The sequence below is a fragment of the Acinetobacter sp. TTH0-4 genome, from assembly GCF_015602665.1.
Taxonomy (GTDB): domain Bacteria; phylum Pseudomonadota; class Gammaproteobacteria; order Pseudomonadales; family Moraxellaceae; genus Acinetobacter; species Acinetobacter albensis.
The window spans coordinates 2623502-2644869 of sequence record NZ_CP059079.1; the positions used below are offsets into that span (position 1 = coordinate 2623502).

Annotated in this window: 19 protein-coding genes and 1 riboswitch; of the genes, 12 read left to right on the forward strand and 7 right to left on the reverse strand. The window is 39.1% G+C overall.

What is annotated here, in order from left to right; translation table 11 throughout:
* Positions 1–196: 196 nt before the first annotated feature.
* From recN to ruvX, 3 genes are all read left to right on the forward strand, one after another.
* Positions 197–1858: a DNA repair protein RecN gene (recN, locus tag H0S58_RS12250; RefSeq protein WP_195726653.1), complete on the forward strand. Its 1662-nt coding sequence runs from the start codon at positions 197–199 to the stop codon at positions 1856–1858.
* A 116-nt stretch (positions 1859–1974) separates the two neighbouring features.
* The gene (locus H0S58_RS12255; protein WP_053578941.1) at positions 1975–2529 is read left to right on the forward strand and encodes a YqgE/AlgH family protein; all 555 of its coding nucleotides are present in this window, start codon (positions 1975–1977) and stop codon (positions 2527–2529) included.
* On the forward strand, positions 2522–2965 hold the full coding sequence (gene ruvX, locus H0S58_RS12260; RefSeq protein ID WP_195726654.1) for a Holliday junction resolvase RuvX: 444 nt from the start codon (positions 2522–2524) through the stop codon (positions 2963–2965). Before H0S58_RS12255 ends, ruvX begins: the two co-directional genes overlap by 8 nt.
* 276 nt (positions 2966–3241) lie before the next feature.
* On the opposite strand, the gene H0S58_RS12265 is transcribed toward ruvX, so the two are convergent.
* Genes H0S58_RS12265 through H0S58_RS12275 form a run of 3 tightly spaced genes read right to left on the reverse strand, consistent with a single transcriptional unit; the run spans position 3242 to position 6599 of the window.
* Positions 3242–4252, reverse strand: a complete 1011-nt coding sequence (locus tag H0S58_RS12265; protein WP_195726655.1) for an HlyD family secretion protein — start codon at positions 4250–4252, stop codon at positions 3242–3244.
* 43 nt (positions 4253–4295) lie between these two features.
* The gene (locus H0S58_RS12270) at positions 4296–4502 is read right to left on the reverse strand and encodes a DUF1656 domain-containing protein (protein WP_195726656.1); all 207 of its coding nucleotides are present in this window, start codon (positions 4500–4502) and stop codon (positions 4296–4298) included.
* Positions 4503–4520: 18 nt separating this feature from the next.
* Complete coding sequence (locus tag H0S58_RS12275; protein ID WP_195726657.1) at positions 4521–6599, reverse strand: FUSC family protein; 2079 nt, start codon at positions 6597–6599, stop codon at positions 4521–4523.
* A gap of 474 nt (positions 6600–7073) precedes the next feature.
* Here H0S58_RS12275 and H0S58_RS12280 point away from each other — a divergent pair, with 474 nt between their 5' ends.
* Complete coding sequence (locus H0S58_RS12280) at positions 7074–7847, forward strand: IclR family transcriptional regulator (RefSeq protein ID WP_193889695.1); 774 nt, start codon at positions 7074–7076, stop codon at positions 7845–7847.
* A gap of 326 nt (positions 7848–8173) precedes the next feature.
* Here the strand turns inward: H0S58_RS12280 and H0S58_RS12285 are convergent, their stop codons facing one another.
* Positions 8174–8791, reverse strand: coding sequence for an alpha-ketoglutarate-dependent dioxygenase AlkB family protein (locus H0S58_RS12285; protein WP_053578947.1), 618 nt, complete (start codon positions 8789–8791; stop codon positions 8174–8176).
* A 135-nt stretch (positions 8792–8926) separates the two neighbouring features.
* Between H0S58_RS12285 and H0S58_RS12290 the strand changes: the two genes are divergently transcribed.
* The gene (locus tag H0S58_RS12290) at positions 8927–10729 is read left to right on the forward strand and encodes an ABC transporter ATP-binding protein (RefSeq protein WP_195726658.1); all 1803 of its coding nucleotides are present in this window, start codon (positions 8927–8929) and stop codon (positions 10727–10729) included.
* Positions 10730–10785: 56 nt separating this feature from the next.
* Here H0S58_RS12290 and phoU read toward each other — a convergent pair whose 3' ends face one another.
* Both phoU and H0S58_RS12300 read right to left on the reverse strand, forming a co-directional pair.
* Positions 10786–11505 (reverse strand): phosphate signaling complex protein PhoU, encoded by a 720-nt coding sequence (phoU, locus tag H0S58_RS12295; protein ID WP_053578949.1) that lies wholly within the window; start codon positions 11503–11505, stop codon positions 10786–10788.
* 95 nt (positions 11506–11600) lie between these two features.
* Complete coding sequence (locus H0S58_RS12300) at positions 11601–12959, reverse strand: TolC family outer membrane protein (protein ID WP_195726659.1); 1359 nt, start codon at positions 12957–12959, stop codon at positions 11601–11603.
* Between the two features lie 429 nt (positions 12960–13388).
* Here H0S58_RS12300 and H0S58_RS12305 point away from each other — a divergent pair, with 429 nt between their 5' ends.
* The 7 genes from H0S58_RS12305 (at position 13389) to H0S58_RS12335 (ending at position 20144) form a co-directional block, all read left to right on the forward strand.
* Complete coding sequence (locus H0S58_RS12305; RefSeq protein WP_195726660.1) at positions 13389–14456, forward strand: hypothetical protein; 1068 nt, start codon at positions 13389–13391, stop codon at positions 14454–14456.
* A gap of 86 nt (positions 14457–14542) precedes the next feature.
* A riboswitch (TPP riboswitch) is annotated at positions 14543–14674 on the forward strand.
* Positions 14675–14784: 110 nt separating this feature from the next.
* Positions 14785–16680, forward strand: a complete 1896-nt coding sequence (thiC, locus tag H0S58_RS12310) for a phosphomethylpyrimidine synthase ThiC (RefSeq protein ID WP_195726661.1) — start codon at positions 14785–14787, stop codon at positions 16678–16680.
* Between the two features lie 75 nt (positions 16681–16755).
* Positions 16756–17376, forward strand: coding sequence for an NUDIX domain-containing protein (locus H0S58_RS12315; protein ID WP_092720527.1), 621 nt, complete (start codon positions 16756–16758; stop codon positions 17374–17376).
* A 10-nt stretch (positions 17377–17386) separates the two neighbouring features.
* Entirely contained in the window at positions 17387–18196 is an 810-nt protein-coding gene (locus H0S58_RS12320; protein ID WP_193889689.1) for a metallophosphoesterase, read from the forward strand.
* 208 nt (positions 18197–18404) lie between these two features.
* Positions 18405–18932: an RNA polymerase-binding protein DksA gene (gene dksA / locus H0S58_RS12325; RefSeq protein WP_053578954.1), complete on the forward strand. Its 528-nt coding sequence runs from the start codon at positions 18405–18407 to the stop codon at positions 18930–18932.
* Positions 18933–18941: 9 nt separating this feature from the next.
* Positions 18942–19859 (forward strand): tRNA glutamyl-Q(34) synthetase GluQRS, encoded by a 918-nt coding sequence (gluQRS, locus tag H0S58_RS12330; RefSeq protein WP_227552574.1) that lies wholly within the window; start codon positions 18942–18944, stop codon positions 19857–19859.
* 51 nt (positions 19860–19910) lie between these two features.
* Positions 19911–20144 carry a zinc-ribbon domain-containing protein gene (locus H0S58_RS12335; RefSeq protein ID WP_193889687.1) on the forward strand — a complete coding sequence of 78 codons (234 nt, stop codon included), beginning with the start codon at positions 19911–19913 and terminating at the stop codon, positions 20142–20144.
* A 15-nt stretch (positions 20145–20159) separates the two neighbouring features.
* Here H0S58_RS12335 and ftsW read toward each other — a convergent pair whose 3' ends face one another.
* Positions 20160–21356, reverse strand: a complete 1197-nt coding sequence (ftsW, locus tag H0S58_RS12340; RefSeq protein WP_195726662.1) for a putative lipid II flippase FtsW — start codon at positions 21354–21356, stop codon at positions 20160–20162.
* Between the last annotated feature and the right edge of the window lie 12 nt (positions 21357–21368).

The window sequence follows — 21368 nt, forward strand, 5'->3', positions numbered from 1 at the left end:
TTTTTCTAAGCATTTTCTTTAATTTATGTTTATATAACTTAATATCACGTTTCTTCAAACATAGATCGATTCATCTGTAGGATGAAACTCAGGTAAAATAGTGTGGTTTTACGTCGCCTTAAAATAAAAGCTGTCTTGTGACTTAAACCAAATTTCACTATCTTAGATTTAAACTTTTCGCAGCTCGGATGCGTTTATGCTGACTCACTTAACTCTGATTAATTTTGCTTTAGCTGACCATTTGGCTATTGATATTGAACAAGGTTTCAATGTTTTAACGGGCGAAACTGGCGCAGGTAAATCGCTTCTACTAGATGCACTTTCGGCCTGTTTAGGCGAACGAACAGACACCAATTATGTGCGTTTTGGAACAGATAAAGCGGATGTCACCGCTGTTTTTAGCTATCAAGATAAAAGTGCAGAAGCTGAATGGCTCAAAGCACATGAGTTGGATGATGAATCTGGAGAAATCCATTTAAGACGCGTTATTTTTGCAACAGGTCGCAGCAAAGCATGGATTAACGGTCGTCCGAGCAGCTTATCTGAACTGAAAGAAATTGGTCGTTTATTGGTACAACTATACAGTCAGCACAGTCAACAACAATTACTTGAACCCCCCTACCCAAAACACTGGCTAGATCGTTACAGCAATTTTTATGAGCCTGCACAGGATGTACGTCATGCTTATAGCACGTGGCAAAAATATATTCGTCAGCATCAAGCGGCTTTAGATGCACAGGCCACGCGTAAACAGCGGATCGAAAGCTTAGAATTACAGCTCGAAGAACTCGAAGAAATTACCTCAATTGACTATAAAGAGATTGAACAAGAGTTTGATCGCTTAAGTCATCATGAACATATCACGCAAGATTGTAGTTATAGCCTAACGGTCTTGGATGAAGCTGAACAGAATTTGATCCAAGAATTGGCCTCAGTTATTCGTCGTTTAGAATCACATGCGGGGCGCAGTGAGCAATTGGCAGAAATTTATAATTCACTTTTAAATGCACAAAGTGAAATGGATGATGCCACAGCAAACTTGCGTCAATTTATTGATCGTCAAAGTTTTGACCCTGAACGCATGGATCTCCTGAATTCACAGCTTGAAAGTTTCCATCGTTTGGCCCGTAAATATCGGACTCAACCCGAACATCTTCAACAAGATTATTTGAATTGGCAAACAGAGCTTGAGCAGCTGCATCAACTTGAAAACCCTGAAACTTTGGCTGAACAAGTTGGTTTGTCTTATCAAGCATTTTTAAATAAAGCACAATATCTTGATCAAATTCGTCGTGAAGCGGCTTTACCTTTAGCAAAACACTTGACCGAACAAGTTAAACAACTGGCTTTGCCTGAAGCTTATTTTGAATTTAAATTTGAACCTTTAGAGCAAGCTTCAGCGGAAGGCCTGAGTTTTATTCAACTGTTGTTCACAGCCAATAAAGGTATGCCTGCACAACCGTTAGCACGTGTTGCATCGGGAGGTGAACTTTCAAGAATTGCTTTGGTCATGCAAGTCATGAATGCTGAAAAAACAGAATCTGAAGTTTTAGTGTTTGATGAAATTGATGTCGGTATCAGTGGTGGTACAGCTGAAATGGTGGGCCGTTTACTGGCAGATTTGGCACAACATGTTCAAATTTTATGTATTACCCATCAGGCACAAGTTGCGGCGCAATCTGATCAACACTTATTGGTAAAAAAACGACAAACAGACCCTGCCAGCAGTACCATTATCAGTCTTGCGGAAGAACAGCGTATTGATGAACTCGCACGTATGACGGGCGGCGTCGAAATTAATGACACCACTTTACAACATGCTAAACAATTACGACAGCTCAAGTTTCAGCAGGTATAAAATTGTGATGTAAATCATAAAAAAGCATTGGCTAAACTGAATTAGTTTAGTAAGTTGGTGATAAGAAGAGAATGATTTATTTATTAGCAGTTTAATTTTTAAGGGGGAATGGCTAGATGACTAAACAATATCTGACCCATCGCTGTTTAATTGCACCTCCTGACTTGGCTCATGATTTTTTTGCCAATACTGTCATATATTTGGCACGCCATGATGAAGATGGTGCTCAAGGCATTATTCTTAACCGCCCTTCTGATCTTTCCATTAAAGAATTATTAATTGATTTGGACATCGAAGCGGATAATGTCAATCCTCATGCTGTATTACAAGGTGGCCCTTTACGGCCTGAAGCCGGATTTGTACTCCACACAGGTCAACCGACTTGGCATTCCTCGATTGCAATTGGGGATAATGTGTGTATCACCACCTCTAAAGATATTTTAGATGCCATTGCACACAATGAAGGTGTTGGCCGTTATCAAATTGCGTTGGGTTATGCCAGTTGGGGCAAAAACCAGCTAGAACAAGAAATGGCGCGTGGTGAATGGCTGATTTGCGATTCCGACATGGATCTTATTTTTAATCTGCCTTATGATGACCGCTGGGATGCAGCCTATAAAAAAATGGGTGTTGACCGTACTTGGCTTTCATCAGAGATTGGACATGCCTGAAATATCAACACCTCAGCTTATTATGGCATTTGATTTTGGTACACAAAAAATGGGCATGGCCGTGGGCCAATCATTGATTGAAAGTGCCAGTCCACTGGCACTGTTTCCCATGAAAGATGGCATTCCAAACTGGGATGAATTACTCAAAATTGTTAAACAGCATCAACCTAACTTATTTTTAGTCGGTTTACCGCTGAATATGGATGATAGTGAATCTGAATTATCTACCCGTTCACGTAAATTTGCACGTCGCTTGCGCCATCAAACCAATATCGAAACTCTCATGGTGGATGAGCGCTTAACCACTCGTGAAGCACGTGATGAGTTAGAGCACTATCAAGCTCAAGGTCGTGCTAAAAAACTGGCTGCTGACAGTATTGCAGCAGCACTTTTGATTTCAAGTTGGTATCGGAACTCTCAAGGCATAAGCCCTTAATCTCTAAAATCTTGTGCTCAACCTTTACGTTAATAAACGAAATTGCAATACAGTGATTTAAAATGGCTTAGATTTGATTTGCCCTATCTAAAGCAACGTGTGAAAAATTAACTGCTGTCATTTGAACAAAACCTGATGAAATAAACATGCTGAATATTTCTATCTCTCAAATCATTTTTATGAATATGCGTTAAAATTCATTATCAGCTGCTTAGTTTTCAGTGACTCCCCGATGAATTTTTCTCCTGTATCACTTTTCGTATGCTATCTAAAAAATTAGAATACTTTCGTTTTTCCAATATGAATGGTGGCCGTTCGGCCTGCAACAAAAGCCAATTGATTTTTGGGCATTTCATCTAAAATAATTTTTACAGGTACACGCTGCGCTAGACGAACCCAACTAAAGGTTGGATTTACATTGGCTAAAAGTCCAGATGTCGTGGTACGTTCACGATCTTCGATACCAGATGCAATTCCCTGTACATGTCCTTTTAACTTTTCAGAACCGCCCATCATCTGAATGGTTGCAGGCGCACCCACATAAATTTTATCTAGCTTCGTTTCTTCAAAATAACCGACGATATACAGCTGATGACGATCGAGTAAAGCTGCAACTGCTTGTCCCACCTTGATATAGTTTCCGACACGTAATTCAAAGTTAGACAGCGTTCCATCTGCGGGTGCAAGCACTTCAGAACGGTGCAAATTTAATTGTGCAATATGTAAATGACTGGTGGCTACTTCAATCAATGAATGTTGTTGTTTAATATTTGCTTCAGCTTGTTCTACTGCTGCCTTTATCTGGCTATGTTCTGCATGGGATTGATCTCGCACTGCAAATATCTGATCTTGTTCTTGTCTAGAAATTGCACCATCCATCAAATTGGCATAACGACCTGCATTTTTATCTGCAAAGTCAATATTCGCTTGTGATTTAATCACATTGGCCTTGGCCTGAGCCAAACTTGCTTCTGCTTCCGCCAAACCTGCTTTAGCTCTAGCTAAATCAGAGATCGCCTGTTCGACATCTAAGGCCTGACGGGCAGTGTCTATTTTAAACAGTACTTGCCCTTTTTTGACCGTTTGATTGTCTTGCACTAAAACATCGGTCACTAAACCTGAAACATCAGATGACACCTGAATGACATCACCACGCACACGTCCATCACGTGTCCAAGGTTCGGCATTGTAATAATTCCAAATATGAATAATGGCAAAAACTGCAATTAAAATCATCAGCAATAAAATTATTGGTCTGATCGCTTTGCGTAAATCCACAGCTGTCATTTCAGGTTTACCTCATTCATTTTGTAGGATGTCGATATATTCGTTAAGCAGCAGATAAAACAAACAGGCCATGAATCATAAAAAGCAGCACGATATAAAGACATAAATTAAAGATGCTCGGCCACACGATCCAACCTTGACTGCTCCACTGATCTGTTTTCAGTCTCATAACTTGCAGCAATAAGTAAGCAAAAATAGCTTGAACCAGAAATATTGGGACATATACCCCATAAATATTTATTTCACCCATCTAGATCTGCCTCGTCTTTTATTCAGCGCTATAGACAGTGCTTTGATGGCACAAACTGCTACGAATATTGTTGAGAGAAATATTTAAACGCTGTGCAATATCGATATTTTTCAACTGGCCCGTTGCCTCTTGTAATCGCTGTATTTGCTTTAACACCTGGGCTAAAATATCAAGCTGAGGTTGCTGCATTTCTTTGGCTCGAAAATATTCATCAAGTAACTGTTGTAAATTTCCAATGCTGGAAACCAGAGGATTTAGGCCAGATAACTGCTCAGCCAATTCCTGTAAACGAGTCAAATCGACCACCGCACTGGTTTCAATCAGCGCCAAATTCATTTCCTGCTTCAAATTCTCGGACTGGACTAACTTGCTGTTGAGTACCCCAATCCGATCTAACATACTGCGTAAATGTCTTTTAAAATCGACCCCATAAGGTAAATACAGCGCATTTCTCACCGCTTTATAATGTAGGCTTAATATACGTTGGACCGTCATATCTGGTGACATTGAACGGACCATTTGAATGATATAAACGGAAATAATTGGGCCAATGACCGTTCCAATGGCAGAATCGAAAAATGCCACTTGATCCAGAGCATAAGTATTATGCAAATTTAACCCCATAATCATGCCCATAATTAAAGGTAAACCTAAGCCTGCCAGAGGTGGATGTGGAAATAACAACAGACAAAATATAATGAACGGCGCAAGAACCACGGCCAATTCCCAAAAACTGCTGACATGCGGAAAAATACCGTATGCATAAATGAAAACAATAACCGCCGCATAAATAGTCGCCCGAATAAACAGTTTTAATGCAGGAACTGGATTATCCATTGCCGTTAAAATGCATGCACTAATAGCAGCCATGACGGCCATCATAAACCCAGACTTCCAACCACTTAAAATCCAAAATGACGTCGCAATCAAAATCACCAAAAAAGCCGAAATACCACCACGGACAGCCACGCCATGATCTCGATGTAAACTAGGATATGGCGTGGTTAATGGAGTGATGCTTTTGGGTAAGGAATCATCTCCGTTTTGAATACGCTGCCAAATCAGTTTTACGGCTCGAACATTCTGAATAAAATGTCGAATATCCATTTTTAAACTTTGTAAAGCCAAGCGCTGTTCGGGTCGTGCAGAGTCCATCAGCAGGTTAAAATCTCGCTCAAACTGTTTGGGTAAATCATTCAATTGATGTTCTTGAATGCCGTGATCATCATGTAAAAATTCTGCGATATGCACATGCATCTGGGTTAAATCGGCTCGATATGTCATATCTATTTGATCTAACTGTTTCATACGTTCAGAAATGGCCACCAAATTTGCCACCAACAGGGTGAGTTGATGCAACATTTCTTGTAGTGGTTTGGTCATGCCTTGCAGCGCTGATTTTTCATAGGACAAATGCACTGCCATTACATGGATCTCGGAAGTATCACGTGTAATATTTCCCAGTAACTGCGTGTAGTCATAGTGCTGTTTTTCTTTCTGTAATTGTTCACCCACCAAAATTTGATCAAATAATAATTTAGTATCTTGAATAGCTTGGCTCACCCGAGTTTCGACCGCAGGCCCAATATGGAGTGGAAAAAAACAGGTCGAAATGACAGCACTACACACTACACCCAAAGTGATTTCTAGAAATCGTCCGATTGCCATATCAAATATGGAAACGGTATCGGCCAGATAAATAATGTTGTAAGAAATAATCACAACGGTATAGCCAGCCAACATAAACACATAACTACGTGAAGTTCGGTCTAGCATCGAAATATACAAGCACACCCCGACCCATGCTGCTAAAAAAAAGGTAAATAGCCAAGGGGTATTAATTAAAAAGGGGGTTACTGCAATCGAAACAATAGCACCTATCAATGTTCCTAACACACGATAAAGACTTTTAGAGGAAGCCATACCTGAATAAGGATTGGCAATGATAAAAACGGTGCCAATGGCCCAAATTGGATAAGCCAAATCTAAAGAGAATGCGATATACAACGCCAATATGCCTGCAACACACGTTTTAATCGCAAAAATCCAGTCCAATCTAGTAGGACGAAATGCGAGTAATTGTCTGGCCAATAGCATTGCTTAATCTCAAAGTCAGGTGTGAAAACTTGTGTTCATGTTTTTTAGCCCTGACTAAAATACACAACCTATCTCAAAGATAAATTGTGTAGACAAAAGCAGATTGGAACATGTGATCCAAACATGATTAGCATTTCAAGGATTGATGAAAAACAATCAAGTTAAATTCTTATGAGGAGAAACAGTATAAAAAATACTCGATGCAAAGCGGTTAAAGATTCAATCTTAAATCTTGATTTATTCTCCAAGCTCGAAAACACCAATATTTTTAAATATAATATCTCATTGTGATAATCAATACTATATATTTTAACTATATTGAATTTTAAACCACCATTTTCTCACAATAGTCGTGACTTTTTTATGACCAGAAATATATTAAAATTCCAACAAAATACGCTTCAACTTCAGTTTTTGTTATAAAGTAATAGGCTTTATTTTTTATTTTTTTGTGCTTTCATTAAGCAGGTACTTATGACACTTTCTAGTTTTGGTAAGATTCTGACTGTTTTAGATCTCTTTTCGGTATCTCGCCCGATTATTAATGTCGACCTGATTAGTGAAGAATTGGGTTTATCCAAGCCGACCAGCTATCGTTATTTAAAAGAATTAGTTTCAGCAGAATTACTGCAACGTTTAAGTGGAACATCAGGGGATTACACCTTGGGTTCAAAAATTGCAGTTCTGGATTATATCTCCCGTACGACAGATCCTCTGGTACAAATCAGCATCCCTTTTATGCAACAAATTGTCGAACGTACCGAATTTAGTTGTTTGCTCACTCATTTAAACCATAATTCATGTATCGATCTGCATCATGAGTTATTTAAAGACATTACTTTGCTGTCCTATGGCCGAGGTTGTCCACGTCCTGTATTTATTGGTTCCTCACCTAAAGCGATGATTTCAAATTTACCCAAACAGAGTATTTTGGACTATTACCGTCGTTTTTCGACCGAACTGGATGAAGTTGGTTTTGCGCAAAATGAAGAGCAATTTTTACTGAAAATGAAACAAATTAAGAAACAAGGTTATTACTTTTCCAATGGTGAACTAGATCCTAATATTGCAGGCTTATCTATTCCAATTAAATTTTCTGCAAAAGAACCGCCTTTAGCATTGACTTTATTGGCCTCTAAAAATCGCTTTGAATTTGTAAATCTGCAAAAATTAATCGATATTTTGAAAGAGAATGCGGCGTTAATTGAAAAAAAATTTGAAGCGTTGGCTCAAAACCCAGATAGATAAAACAATATTTTCGATTCAAATAGATAGATTTAATCTATAAAACTATCAAATTTAGCGTTGTATTTTTAATTATATTCTCATAATATGATTATTGTTCTTCATGTGGCCAATTGTATTCCATGACAATTTGCAACATCCTTAGAGAAAAGCTTATGTTCTACATAAGCTTTTTTTTATGCTCAAAGAGCCTCATCTTTTATTTCTCTTGCCTCAACGCTTGAGTTCAATCTTAAAACATCAATCTGACAAAAAAGAAATAACAGTCACAACGCGTATTTAGAAAATCTCTAGGCTCAAATTGAGCACCTTTCATTGTTAAACATATTTTAGAAAAAATGACGAAAAGTAAGATTAATTCGAGGTTCGACTATACGTGTTGATTTCATCAACGCATGTTTCCAATACTGCTGCGTATCGCCTCGCATCACAATCAGCTGACCGCTCTGTAACAGGACATCTACTTTTTTTGCGGTTTGCTTATGTTTGAAACTAAATTTTCGTGTTGCACCTAAACTTAAAGAAGCAATGATGGTTTCTTGGCCTGTTTTAGAGACTAAAGCAGCTTCATCATCGCTATGCCAACCGACGGCTTGTGTACCATTTTCATATAAATTGGCCAAACAAGAATTAAAATGACAACCGACCAAACTTTCAATGTGCTGTTTTAAACGCCATAATCCAGATTGCCATGGATGTGCCTGTTTTAAAGTCCCTGAATAATGATATTCATAATGTTCATCCCCATACCAAGCCACTTGTCGTGCTGTTTGATAATGCTGACCAAATAAAAAAACTTCGTCTTGTTGCCACGCTAAATGTTTTAAAAAGTAATCTAAATATCGTGTGCTTTGTTCCGCAGTTAAAATTAATCCAAAGTCTTCGACCACTCCCGCATAAGGCAAAATATTGGCTTGAGCTTCAGGCTTAAATAATTCAAAGTTCATGGTCAATCATCAAATTACCGATTTAATTTATTTTAGCGCAATGTCCTGAATGACAATTCAAAACATTGTATGCGCTTGTGACATTGAATAATCCCGCTTAGACTCAAACCAAGCTGAACAATAAAAATATTACATATGAACTTATGGCATCTTTTTCATAAACTTCGCCCTTTTGTAAGACCGTATCGCTTACTGGTGATTGCAACCTTACTGCTGACATTAATTGGTTCATTCACAGCTCAGGTCAATGCGCTCACCTTACAATATGCCGTCGACAGTATTAACCAACTGATTGAAGCAGGTTTTGGTCTGTCTGAAGGCTGGCATATTCTCATCACCATTACAGCTATTTTACTGGGCAAAGAAGTAATTAATGCATTTGTTCAGTTTGGACAAAAGTTTTATGGTGAAAAGCTACGAATTTTTGTTTCACAAGATTTAGCGCAAGGTATTATCGAAAAATTCCTCACCTATCGGCTGAGCTTTTTTAATGATGAGAACAACCAAGCAGGTAAATTACAAACCCGTATAGACCGCGGAATCGGCTCGTTAACACGCTTGGTACAAATCTTCTTTATTGATATTTTACCGTTATTTACCAGTGCGATTGTCGCACTGGGTTTAATGTTCTATGCCAATGTTTATGTCGGTTTAGTAGCATTAAGTATTGTCCCGATTTATTTTTGGCTGACCTTTAAACAAGCACAAAAACTGGGCGGATGGCGACGCAACTTAAGAGATGGACGCGAACGAAAAAGCCAAGGTATTTTGAGTATTATTAATTCAATTACTGTCATCAAATCTTTTAACCGCGAATCCATTGAATCAGAGAAGCAACTCAAATTACAAAAAGAATTGACCAATAATCAAATGCAAACCCGTCAAACCAGTTTTCTATTTGATGGTTTAAAAACTTTTATTGAGCAAATTGGCATTGTGCTCATCATTATTTTAACCGCTTATTTTGTCTTAAACGGAGAAATGAGTATTGGCATGATTATGTATCATGTACTGCTGTTCAATAACGTGTCTGCACCGATTCGCTCATTACATCGTATTTATGACGAAGTGAATGACGCCATGATTTACTCTGAAAGTTTCTTTGCAATTTTAGAAGCCGATCATGAAAGAGAACCAAGTGGTGTGCAAAAACCAATCATCACAGGAAAATTTGAACTGAAGCAGGTCGATTTTTATTATCCCAACGGACATCATGCGTTAAAAAGTATCAATATGGTGATTCAACCGAATAAAATTACTGCTTTGGTGGGATTATCAGGTGCAGGAAAATCGACCCTGATCAGTTTATTGGATAAATTTTACCAACCTGCTTCAGGACACATTCAACTCGATGGTATCGATTTGGAGCATATTGACACACAATATTTACGCGATCATATCGGTCTGGTACTACAAAAAAACCATATTTTCCAAGGGACTATTTTTGAAAATATCCGTTATGGTAAAACCGATGCCAGTTTAGAAGACGTCATGCATGCTGCAAAAAAAGCATCGATTCATGAACAGATTTTACAGCTTCCACATGCCTATGATGCCGATGCGCTCATGCTATCAGGCGGGCAACAACAACGTATTGCACTGGCTCGAATGTTTTTAAAAAATCCACCGATTATTTTTTTGGATGAACCTACGGCCAGCCTAGATGCCATTGCCTCCGAACAAATTAAACAAAGTCTGGATCAGATTAAACAAGGACGAACAGTAATCATCATTTCACATAGTTTGTCGCAAATTATTGACGCAGATTATACCTATGTCATGAAAGAAGGACATATTGCAGAACATGGTGAACACAACACGCTTTACCATCAAGATGGCGTATATAAAGAAATTTTTGATGCGATGGCAAAAAGTTTGAACATTGATAAAATTGCCAAAACGTTTGAAGATGATACCGAGGAAGAAACCCACAGTTAAAAATCAGCTACAAAAAAAAGCCTCAAATGATGTCGAGGCTTTTTTTGTAGAAAAAATTAGCGCACTTGAACTTTTTCTTCAATTTCTTCTACGCTAATGTGACGTACATCTAAACCTTTGACCATATAAATCACTTGTTCAGAAATATTTCGAGCATGGTCACCAATTCGTTCTAAAGAGCGCAATACCCACAGCACATTAATTACACGTGAAATATGACGTGGATCTTCAATCATATAGGTCATTAAGGTACGGGTAGCTGACTGATATTCACGGTCAATGTCTGCATCGGCCAATAATACCCGTAGCGCTTGTTCGACATCTAAACGGGCAAAAGCATCTAATGCATCATGGATCATGACACGAACCTGATTACCGATATGGCGAGTTTCCATATAGCCACGCGGTGAACTGCCCTCTTCACATAAGTTTTGTGCAATACGGGCAATTTTAGCTGCTTCATCACCAATTCGCTCTAAGTCCGTATTGGCTTTAGACATCGCAATCACCATGCGCAAATCGATTGCTGCTGGATGGCGACGTGCCAAAATAAGGGTTAAAGCTTCATCAATTTCGGTTTCTAGACGATTCACAATATTGTCTTGAAACTGTACGTCTATGGCTAAAGTTTCATCGGTATCTAATAAAGCACGAATTCCGTTGGCAACTTGCTGTTCGACTAAGCCGCCCATCGTCATAAACTTTGTATTCACACCCTGTAAATCTTCATTAAATTGTGAAGAAATATGGTGATTTAACACCGGATTATTTGGCAAGAGGCATACTCCAAAAACAGCAATTTTAGATTTAAATAAATTGTTTAATATTAAAGCACATCTACTGTGAAGCTTTCATGACAAAAGTCGAACGTTTAGTTTATTCGCTGAAATGATGAATCAACAAGCCATGTATTCATTTCGCTTAAGTCTTGTGTGGTTAATTTCCCGACCGCTGCTTTTAGTCGTAGCACATTCATTAAATAATCATATTGTGCATTTAAATATTCTTGCTTGGCTGAAAAAGCATTCCTTTGTGCTAAAAGCACATCAACCATGGTTTTTAAGCCTTCTTGGTATTGGGCTTTAGATGCCTGAGATACAATTTGTGATGAATCCATCGCTGCTTTACGGGCTTGTAATTTGGCCTGATCAGTTTCAACTTGCAGATAAGCTTTTTTGACATCGGTATTGGCTTTACGCATAGCAGCATCTAATTGTGCTGTACTTTTTTCCACATTTACCGCTGCTTTCTGCACCGATTTTTGAGTTCTGCCACCACTGTAGATATTCCAATTCATCTCGATCCCAATCTGGTCAAATTGACCATCACTGGAAATAATATTTTGTGGAGATTGTTTGGTATAACCGTAACTGCCGACTGCCTCAATTTGTGGATAGGATGCGGCCTTTTCTACCCGTTTTTGATCTTGTGCATAACGCTGCTGTAATCGTGCCTGCTGAATCGATAAATTTTGGCTTTGTGCCAAATCTGTCCACGCTGACAAGTTTTCAGGATAAGGTTTTTGGAATTGAAAATCTGTACTTAAAACTGCCAGATTTTCCCGATAAGGTCCAATAAACTGCGCTAACTGTTCCTGAGCCAAAATCAACTCCACATGAGTAGCAATTCGATTTGCGCGTGCATTTTCGTATTGTGCTTTGGCTTCACTGACATCACTTTTTGCCACTAAACCTTCTCTGAGTTTGGCATTCATCATATCCAACTGTTTCAGTAACGCCTGTTCTTCTTGTACATTGGCCTTGGTCAGACTTTGTTGCCGTAGCACATTAAAATAGGTTTCAGCAACATTTAAAATATGTTCTTGTTGTTGTAACTGTAGATTGATTTCACTCAAACTCAGCGAAGTTTTGACCTGTTTTAACGCCTCCCAAGCATCCCAACGAAATAACGGCTGGCGTGCAGTCAGAGCAATCTGACGAGTGGTTGATGAAGAAGACATCAATAGGTCTGAATTAAAAGGCAAATCAGTATCTAAATTGGAATTGGTTTGCTGACTTTTACGGGTTACATTCCCTGAAAGCGTAATGGTCGGCAGCAGGTTACCTTTTGCAATGCCTAAATCTAATTGCTCTGCTTCATATTGCAACAGCTTGGCTTGCCAGTTAGGATCTGTACTTTGAGCACGTTGATAGGCTTCCACCAAATCCAAAGCATACGCCCCTGAACTGAGCAGCAACAAAGAACTACTCAAAACAATTTTAATCTTCATTTTTATTGTAAATTCCTGCACCCAAACATCTCAATCTTGATTTTTTTATCCATACTACACCTATTCATGGCTAACAGTGGTTATCTAGGTCGTAGATTTCTATTTAGTTGCAGAGGGTCGGATAAAATCAAATGTCATGACACTCTATTTTTAAGTCTGCTATAAAATATGGAATATTGAATGCAGTTAGATATATAAAAATAGTCCGCAATATTTAGTTTAATCTGAAATATATCAATGACATTTCTGCCATCTTTCCTCTTTATTTTATCTGCTATCAAATCAAGAAAATCAACTGTGTCATGTTATTTTTATATAGTCACATCACGTTAACTAAATTCCTTCACAATACTACACAGAAAAAATCGGTATTAGCGATAAAATACTGACCTTCACTCCCTTTCATTGCCTGATATATCCACATATAGAATGACTCTGCCCTTCAAAATGCTGCTTTCTGCAAAGCAATACCTCCCTTTAATCGTATTTATTTTTTTGCTTGGATGTCAGAAACCTGAACCAGAGCCTGTTCCAAAACAATTAGAAAAACAGTTACAGCAAGAGGAACCAGTTGATTTATCCTTGTTGTGTAAAAATATCGAAAAAAATATGTTGGCGATTGATGCGGATCGAACCACTTTCGCCTTGGAACAAGTCAATCAAGATTTAAAATTATGCTTGCCGCTTTCCACCTTTGAAGAACAAAAAAATTTACTCACCTTATCGAATCAAATGTATAAAAACTTTTTAAGTGTGGAAAGAACGGCTTCTCAACAGACCGCTTTTGAAAATTATGCCTTCGACTTGGCCCAGCATCCCACCGTTCAGCAAAACCATTTTGAACAACTGACGTTACGTGATCAATATTTGCTAAAGCATAAAGGTCAGGCCTATGTTGAACTCTTTGATGCAGGCAAAGGACAACTCAATTATCGTCGTAGCCCTGAATATCTAGCGAGAATTTTTGCGCCTTATATGCCTGAAGCAGAACAAGCTTTTATAGAAAACTTGGCTGCACAAAATATGCAACCGGTCTGGGTTAAACAAAGCTTAATGATTGAACCGTATGAAATTGTCGTCCGTGCTTTATTTTGGGAAGACTATTTAAAGCAATATCCGAAAAGTAGTTATCGTCAAAATGCTGAATATCTGATGCAAATGTATGCGCTATTTTTATTTATTGGTACACCCGCTTCACCCGTTTCTGATAATTTTCTTAATTCATACGCTGTTCAAAGTAGCAGCTTAGATGAAATTGAAAAACTGGCTCAACTCAAAAATTCAGCTTTAGCAGTTCAGGCTGGAAAATTTCTTCAATTTCTGCAACTCTCTGAAGAGCAAAGAATTAAACACATTCCAGTTCAGCTCAGTCCATCTGAACAGGGAGCAAAAAATGAAAATTTATTGGCTCAGAAGCAATTGAAACACTATTTAGGTTTAAAAAATTTAAGCCTGTCCGTACCACGTGATTGTTTTAGCGATGCCATTTGCCATTAAAAAATATCTATTTTTAACTGAGGATCAAAGGTTTAAAAACGAGCTTTAATGCACGTGTTTTTATCTGATCTGCATGTTAACATCAGCCTAGCTTGACGGAGCGCGAGTAATTTCTCGCTGAGATCACCAAAATGCATGATTAATGATGGCATTTGATGGTGAGTACCGTTGAACCTGATCAGGTTAAGACCTGCGTAGGAATCAAGCCATCTAAAAACCGAAGCCTTTGCTTTATCTGTATCGGACTATTGAAGTCTAATTCACAGGTAATTCTGCCACGTTTTTGGTCGTGCTTGATTCGTTGATGTCATTCATAAGGATCCAAGCAATGAACCAATTAACGAATCTCTCTGCAACAGATATTTCTGCTCAACATGAGCAAGATGCAAAAGATCTGACCCGTATTTTACCCGCTTCAAAAAAAGTTTACATTCAAGGCTCACGTCCCGACATTCAAGTACCCATGCGAGCCATTGAACTCACCGATACTCCAACTGGTTTAGGCGGCGAACATAATCCTGATATTTTGGTCTATGACACCTCAGGCGTGTATACCGATACAAAAGTTGAAATTGACCTCAATAAAGGTTTACCCAATGTTCGTGAACACTGGATTGCAGAACGTGAAGATACTGAACGTCTAGATACTCTCACCTCGCAATTTGGACAAGAACGCCTAAAAGATATTCGCACCGCAAATATACGCTTCGCGCATATTCAAAAACCACGCCGTGCGAAATCTGGTCAAAATGTCACGCAAATGCATTATGCCCGTCAAGGTATGATTACGCCTGAAATGGAATACATTGCCATTCGTGAAAATCAACGTCAAATGGCAGGTACAGATGTCCGCCAACATGCAGGTCAAAACTTTGGGGCAAAAAATCTCACTGAAATTACCCCTGAATTTGTGCGTAAAGAAGTGGCTGAAGGGCGTGCGATTATTCCTGCCAATATTAACCACCCTGAAATTGAACCAATGATCATTGGGCGTAACTTTTTGGTCAAAATCAATGCCAATATTGGTAATTCAGCACTCGGTTCAAGCATTGATGAAGAAGTCGCAAAAATGACTTGGGCGACCCGTTGGGGTGCAGACACCATCATGGATTTATCCACAGGAAAAAATATTCATGAAACCCGTGAATGGATTATCCGTAACTCGCCTGTTCCGATTGGTACGGTTCCTATTTATCAAGCCTTAGAAAAAGTGGATGGCGTAGCCGAAGACTTAACGTGGGAAATCTTTAAAGACACCCTAATTGAGCAAGCTGAACAAGGCGTAGATTACTTCACCATTCATGCAGGCGTACTGTTACGTTATGTCCCGATGACTGCACAACGTTTAACAGGCATTGTGTCCCGTGGTGGCTCAATCATGGCGCAGTGGTGCCTCGCACATCATGAAGAAAATTTCCTATATACCCATTTTGATGAAATCTGTGAAATCATGAAAGCTTATGACGTATCGTTCAGTCTAGGAGATGGTTTACGTCCTGGTTGTATTCAAGATGCCAATGATGAAGCGCAATTCAGTGAGCTCAAAACGCTGGGGGAATTGACTCATCGCGCATGGAAACATGATGTCCAAGTGATGATTGAAGGTCCAGGTCATGTGCCGATGCATATGATTAAAGAAAATATGGATTTACAACTTGAAGTCTGTCAGGAAGCCCCTTTTTATACCCTTGGTCCTTTAACCACCGATATTGCTCCGGGTTATGACCATATTACCTCAGCCATTGGTGCAGCCATGATTGGTTGGTATGGTACCGCAATGCTGTGCTACGTGACGCCAAAAGAGCATTTGGGCTTACCAAACAAAAAAGATGTGAAAGACGGCATTATCACCTATAAAATTGCAGCACATGCTGCCGATTTGGCCAAAGGTCATCCGGGTTCACAAGTTCGTGACAATGCACTGTCTAAAGCACGTTTTGAATTCCGTTGGGAAGATCAGTTTAATTTAAGTCTTGACCCAGACACTGCACGCAGTATGCATGATGAAACCATGCCCAAAGAAGCGCATAAGTCTGCCCATTTTTGTTCAATGTGCGGACCAAAATTCTGTTCAATGAAAATCACTCAAAATGTGCGAGATTATGCCAAAAACCAAAGTGAGGCGCAGCAGAGTCAAATACAAGATGATGAAATTACAGCAGGATTTAACGCTATGAAAACCACTTATCAGGAACAGGGTCAAAAACTGTATCACAAACTCTAATTTTGTAAAAAATCTTTTATTTCCATAAAATTCTCAGTTAGGATGAATGCATACTTTTCATCCTAACTGCATGATATGAATATTCTTCAACAAGCGACTTATCAGAGCAACGAAGTTCATATTCAGTCACGTGAATATTTATATCGAGGTTTTATTCAGGTTGAGAAAGTCAGTCTAAAACACCGTTTATTTCATCAAGTCGAATATACACCAATTCTGCAACGTGAATTGATTCAACGATCTGAAGCAGCAGGTGTCCTCATTTACAATGATACTCAACAAAAATTTGCCTTAATTGAACAATTCCGTGTTGGTGCAATTGATGATACAGATTCTCCTTGGCAACTCGAAATTATTGCCGGTGTGTTAGATGGTGATGAATCTCCTGAAAGCTGCATCCGCCGTGAAAGCTTAGAAGAATCGGGCTGCCAGATTAATACCTTGCAGCATTTATTCAGCTTTTATCCATCAGCAGGCGCATGTTCAGAACTGTTTCATTTATATAGCGCAGAAGCCGAACTTCCAGAAAAGGGCGGCATTTTCGGCATGCCCGATGAAGGCGAAAATATCAAATTACATCTGATTGACTATCGTGATATTGCAAGCTTAATCCTTAATGGTCGATTAAAAAATGCGCCCGTTATTATGGCTTTGCAATGGTTACAACAGCACATAAACACCTCAAGGAATGTCTAAGGAGCTGGACATGACTTTATCATCGAACCATGACAACCAACGTGACTGGACCATTATTCAGATTTCAGATACTCATTTGATGGATCAGGCAGATTTAGAATTTGTGCACATGAATCCTGAACACAGTTTTCACACCGTTTTAAAGCAAGTTCAACAACAATATCCACATGCGGACGCCATCATACATACAGGCGATTTAGCTCAAGTTCCCGTACCAGAAACATATGCTCGTTACTTAAGCTTTATGCAAACTACAGGTATACCGTTTTATCAAATTCCGGGCAATCATGACCACGCTGAACACTTCCCATTCCATCAAAATCAAAATCAAGTCCATGTCCTTCATTTTGGTCAATGGAGCATTGTACTGTTAAATACCGCAGTTCCTGATCAAATTGATGGCTGGGTTGCACAACAGCATTTGCATCAACTTGAACATATTTTAGAAACCTATTCACAGCAATTTATGATTGTGGCTTGTCATCATCATCCTTTTGATATGCAGTCAAAATGGATTGATCAACACAAACTCAAAAACACAAATAACCTCTTAGACGTTTTAAATAAACATAGCAATATCAAAGCCGTTATATGTGGTCATGTACATCAAGATTCTTTAAGGGAGTGGCAAAATATTCAGTTTTTTTCTACCCCATCCACCTGTGTACAGTTCAAACCTTTAAGTGATCATTTCGCTTTAGATGATGAAAGTCCGGGGTTTCGCGTATTATCTTTAAAAGAAAATGGTGAATTAGACACAGTAGTGCATCGGGTTGCAAATACACAACAAAAAATTAATATTGAAATTTCAGGTTATTAACTTTTCATTTGCCTTCTTTTCCATTATTTTATGGCTTCGAAAGGAAACGTGATAGATAGAATCCCGACATCAAAGACTATCAAAAAGCACAAAAAGTCTATATGATGACGCCCCTCGAAGGAGAATCTCCTAAGGGTTGGATAAAAACACTTGCATATCACCATATTTTTTGCGTATAGATATACGTATATGATGAGGAATGCCCTAAATGGCGAATGACAACCAAAACCAAGTCTTGGACGAACAAACTGATGTTGTAGAGGAAAAGTCTACAAAACGTGTGCGAAAAACCAAGCCAAAAGCATCAGAAAGTGGTTCTACTGCTAGCTTATTTGGTATTGCACCTTATCAGCCGAAAAAAAATGAAGAATACATGTCCGAAGGACAACTTGAGCATTTCCGCCAAATTTTACTGGCATGGAAAGAAGAGTTAATGTCTGAAGTGGACCGTACCTTAAACACAATGCAAGATGAAAATACTGCATTGCCCGATGTAAATGATCGTGCGACACAAGAAGAAGAGTTTGCGATTGAACTCCGTACTCGTGACCGTGAACGTAAATTAATTCGCAAAATTGAGCAATCAATCGACGCGATTAAAAATGACGATTATGGCTTTTGTGAAACTTGCGGTATTGAAATTGGTTTACGTCGTCTTGAGGCGCGTCCAACTGCAACCCTTTGTATTGACTGCAAAACTTTAGCAGAAATCAAAGAGAAGCAAAATAACGGCTAATTACAGTTTATGCTTAATAATCCAGCCCTAATCCCTTCTTTATTTAAGGAAGGAGATAAAAGGATGGCTTATGTGGGTCGGTTTGCGCCATCGCCAACCGGCCCTTTGCATTTTGGCTCACTCATCACAGCAGTTGCGAGTTATTGCGATGCCCGTGCACATAACGGTCAATGGCTTGTTCGCATTGAAGATACTGATATTCCGCGTATTTATCCCGGAAGTGAAAATCACATTCTAGCTTGTCTTGATGCATTTCAGTTTGAAATGGACGCAGATATCATTTTCCAAAAAAATCGTTTGGATATTTACGATGCCATCATCGATCAATTACATCAAAAGCATCAAGTCTATGCCTGCCAATGTACCCGAAAAATATTGGGTTCCAATCATATTTATACAGGTACTTGCCTTAATTTAAATCTGTCTTTTGAACAAAAGGCTATTCGGGTCAAAGTGCCAGATCAAAACATTTGTTTTAAGGACCGCTTACAAGGCATACACTGTTCCAATCTCCAACAAGACTTAGGCGACTTTGTTCTCAAGCGCCGTGATGGGATTATGAATTATCAACTGGCAGTCGTGGTAGATGATTATTTACAAGGCATCACCCATGTGGTTCGTGGTGCAGACTTACTGGATAATACTGAACGGCAAATTTGGTTGGGTTCACTTCTGGGTTATCCCACACTTCAATATATGCACTTGCCGCTTGCCATGAATGCACAGGGGCAAAAACTGTCTAAACAAAATTTGGCGCAAGCGATCGATCTCAACCGCGCACCTGAATTACTCCAACAAGCAATTCATGCTTTACATCAACCTCATGTTGATTTGGACACGCCAAAACATATGCTCAAGCAAGCCATTGCGCAATGGGATATACAACAGATTCCACACACAATAGAACTGCAAGGCACTTATTTATAAAATTAAAAATGCGCTAAGCTAAAAGACAAAACTTAAAAAAGAGTTCAGTCTATGTTTTTTATTTTTGGAATCGGTCCAAAGACCAAAATCGTTGAGAAAAGTCAGTTCCTTTGTCCCGTATGCAGAACCCAAAGTGCATATGAATTAAGACAACAGCGTCATTATTTTTCTTTATTTTTTATCCCATTGATTCCCCTTTCAAAAGCAAAAGGAGAATTTGTGAAATGTCTGCATTGCGGCACTGAAATGCCAAGCACAGTGTTAAACCATGCTCAGCAGGATTGATCATCAGAATCAAAACTAGAAACTTGATTCTTCTTTACTTGGGTTCACTTTTTGTGTGGTTGCATCAATTTTTAAAATCAAGCTAATCATAACCGCGCACATAATTAAAGATGACCCGCCATAACTAATAAATGGCAAGGTTAAACCTTTGGTCGGAAGCATCCCCATATTCATACCGGCGTTGACCAAAATTTGCAGCAAGAAAATAATACTGATGCCATAGGCCAAATAGCCAGCACGTAAATATTGATTTTGTAGGGCACGATGACCAATTTTGATACAACAAACCAGCATTGAAAAAGACAATATCAACACGGTGCTAATGCCCATAAAACCAAACTCTTCACCTAAAATCGCCAGCATAAAGTCTGTATGGGCTTCAGGAAGATAAGCCATTTTTTGGATACTATGTCCAAGCCCCACTCCGACCCACTCACCTCGTCCAAAAGCCATTAAAGCATTGGACAGTTGATAGCCTGTGCCTAGCGGATCTGCCCACGGATCGGTAAAGGATAAAGCACGTTGCAAACGGTAAGGCTCGAACACAATCGCGACGACTAAACCAATAATAATCGCCCCCATAAAAATGATAAATTGGATCGGCGGCGCACCTGCCAAAAAGAACACGCCTAAAATCATCAGGACAATCACTGCTGTTGCGCCCAAATCTGGTTCAGCCAGAATCAAACCGACGGTGATCACCATAACTGCACCTAAACGAAACAGTCCAGATAGATTATTACGTACCTCTTCTGCCCTACGTACCACGTAGTCAGCCGTAAAAATGGCCATCATGACTTTAGCGACTTCCGAGGCCTGTAAAGTAAAGCCTGCTATACGAATCCAACGGGTTGAACCATTCACTTCTGTCCCGACAACCAAGACGACACCCAACAACAAAATGGTCATTAGCCACAATGGGAAGGTATTATTGAACCAAATATTCAGCGACACTTTATAAACTAAAAATGCAGCAATGGCAGCCACCAAAATTGATATTCCATGTCTGATCACAAAGTGAAATGGATTTTCATGCAAGCGGTCAGCATACGGCATTGATGCAGAAGCCACCATAATGGAGCCAATACAGAGTAAGGCAATCACACAAAAAATGAGTACATTGCGTGGAGTCATTTCAGCAGGAATTTTTGGTCCCCACGTATTATAAACCTGATTAATTTTATTTATGGTCGCCTGAGCTAAGCCAGCCATACAACTTTCCTT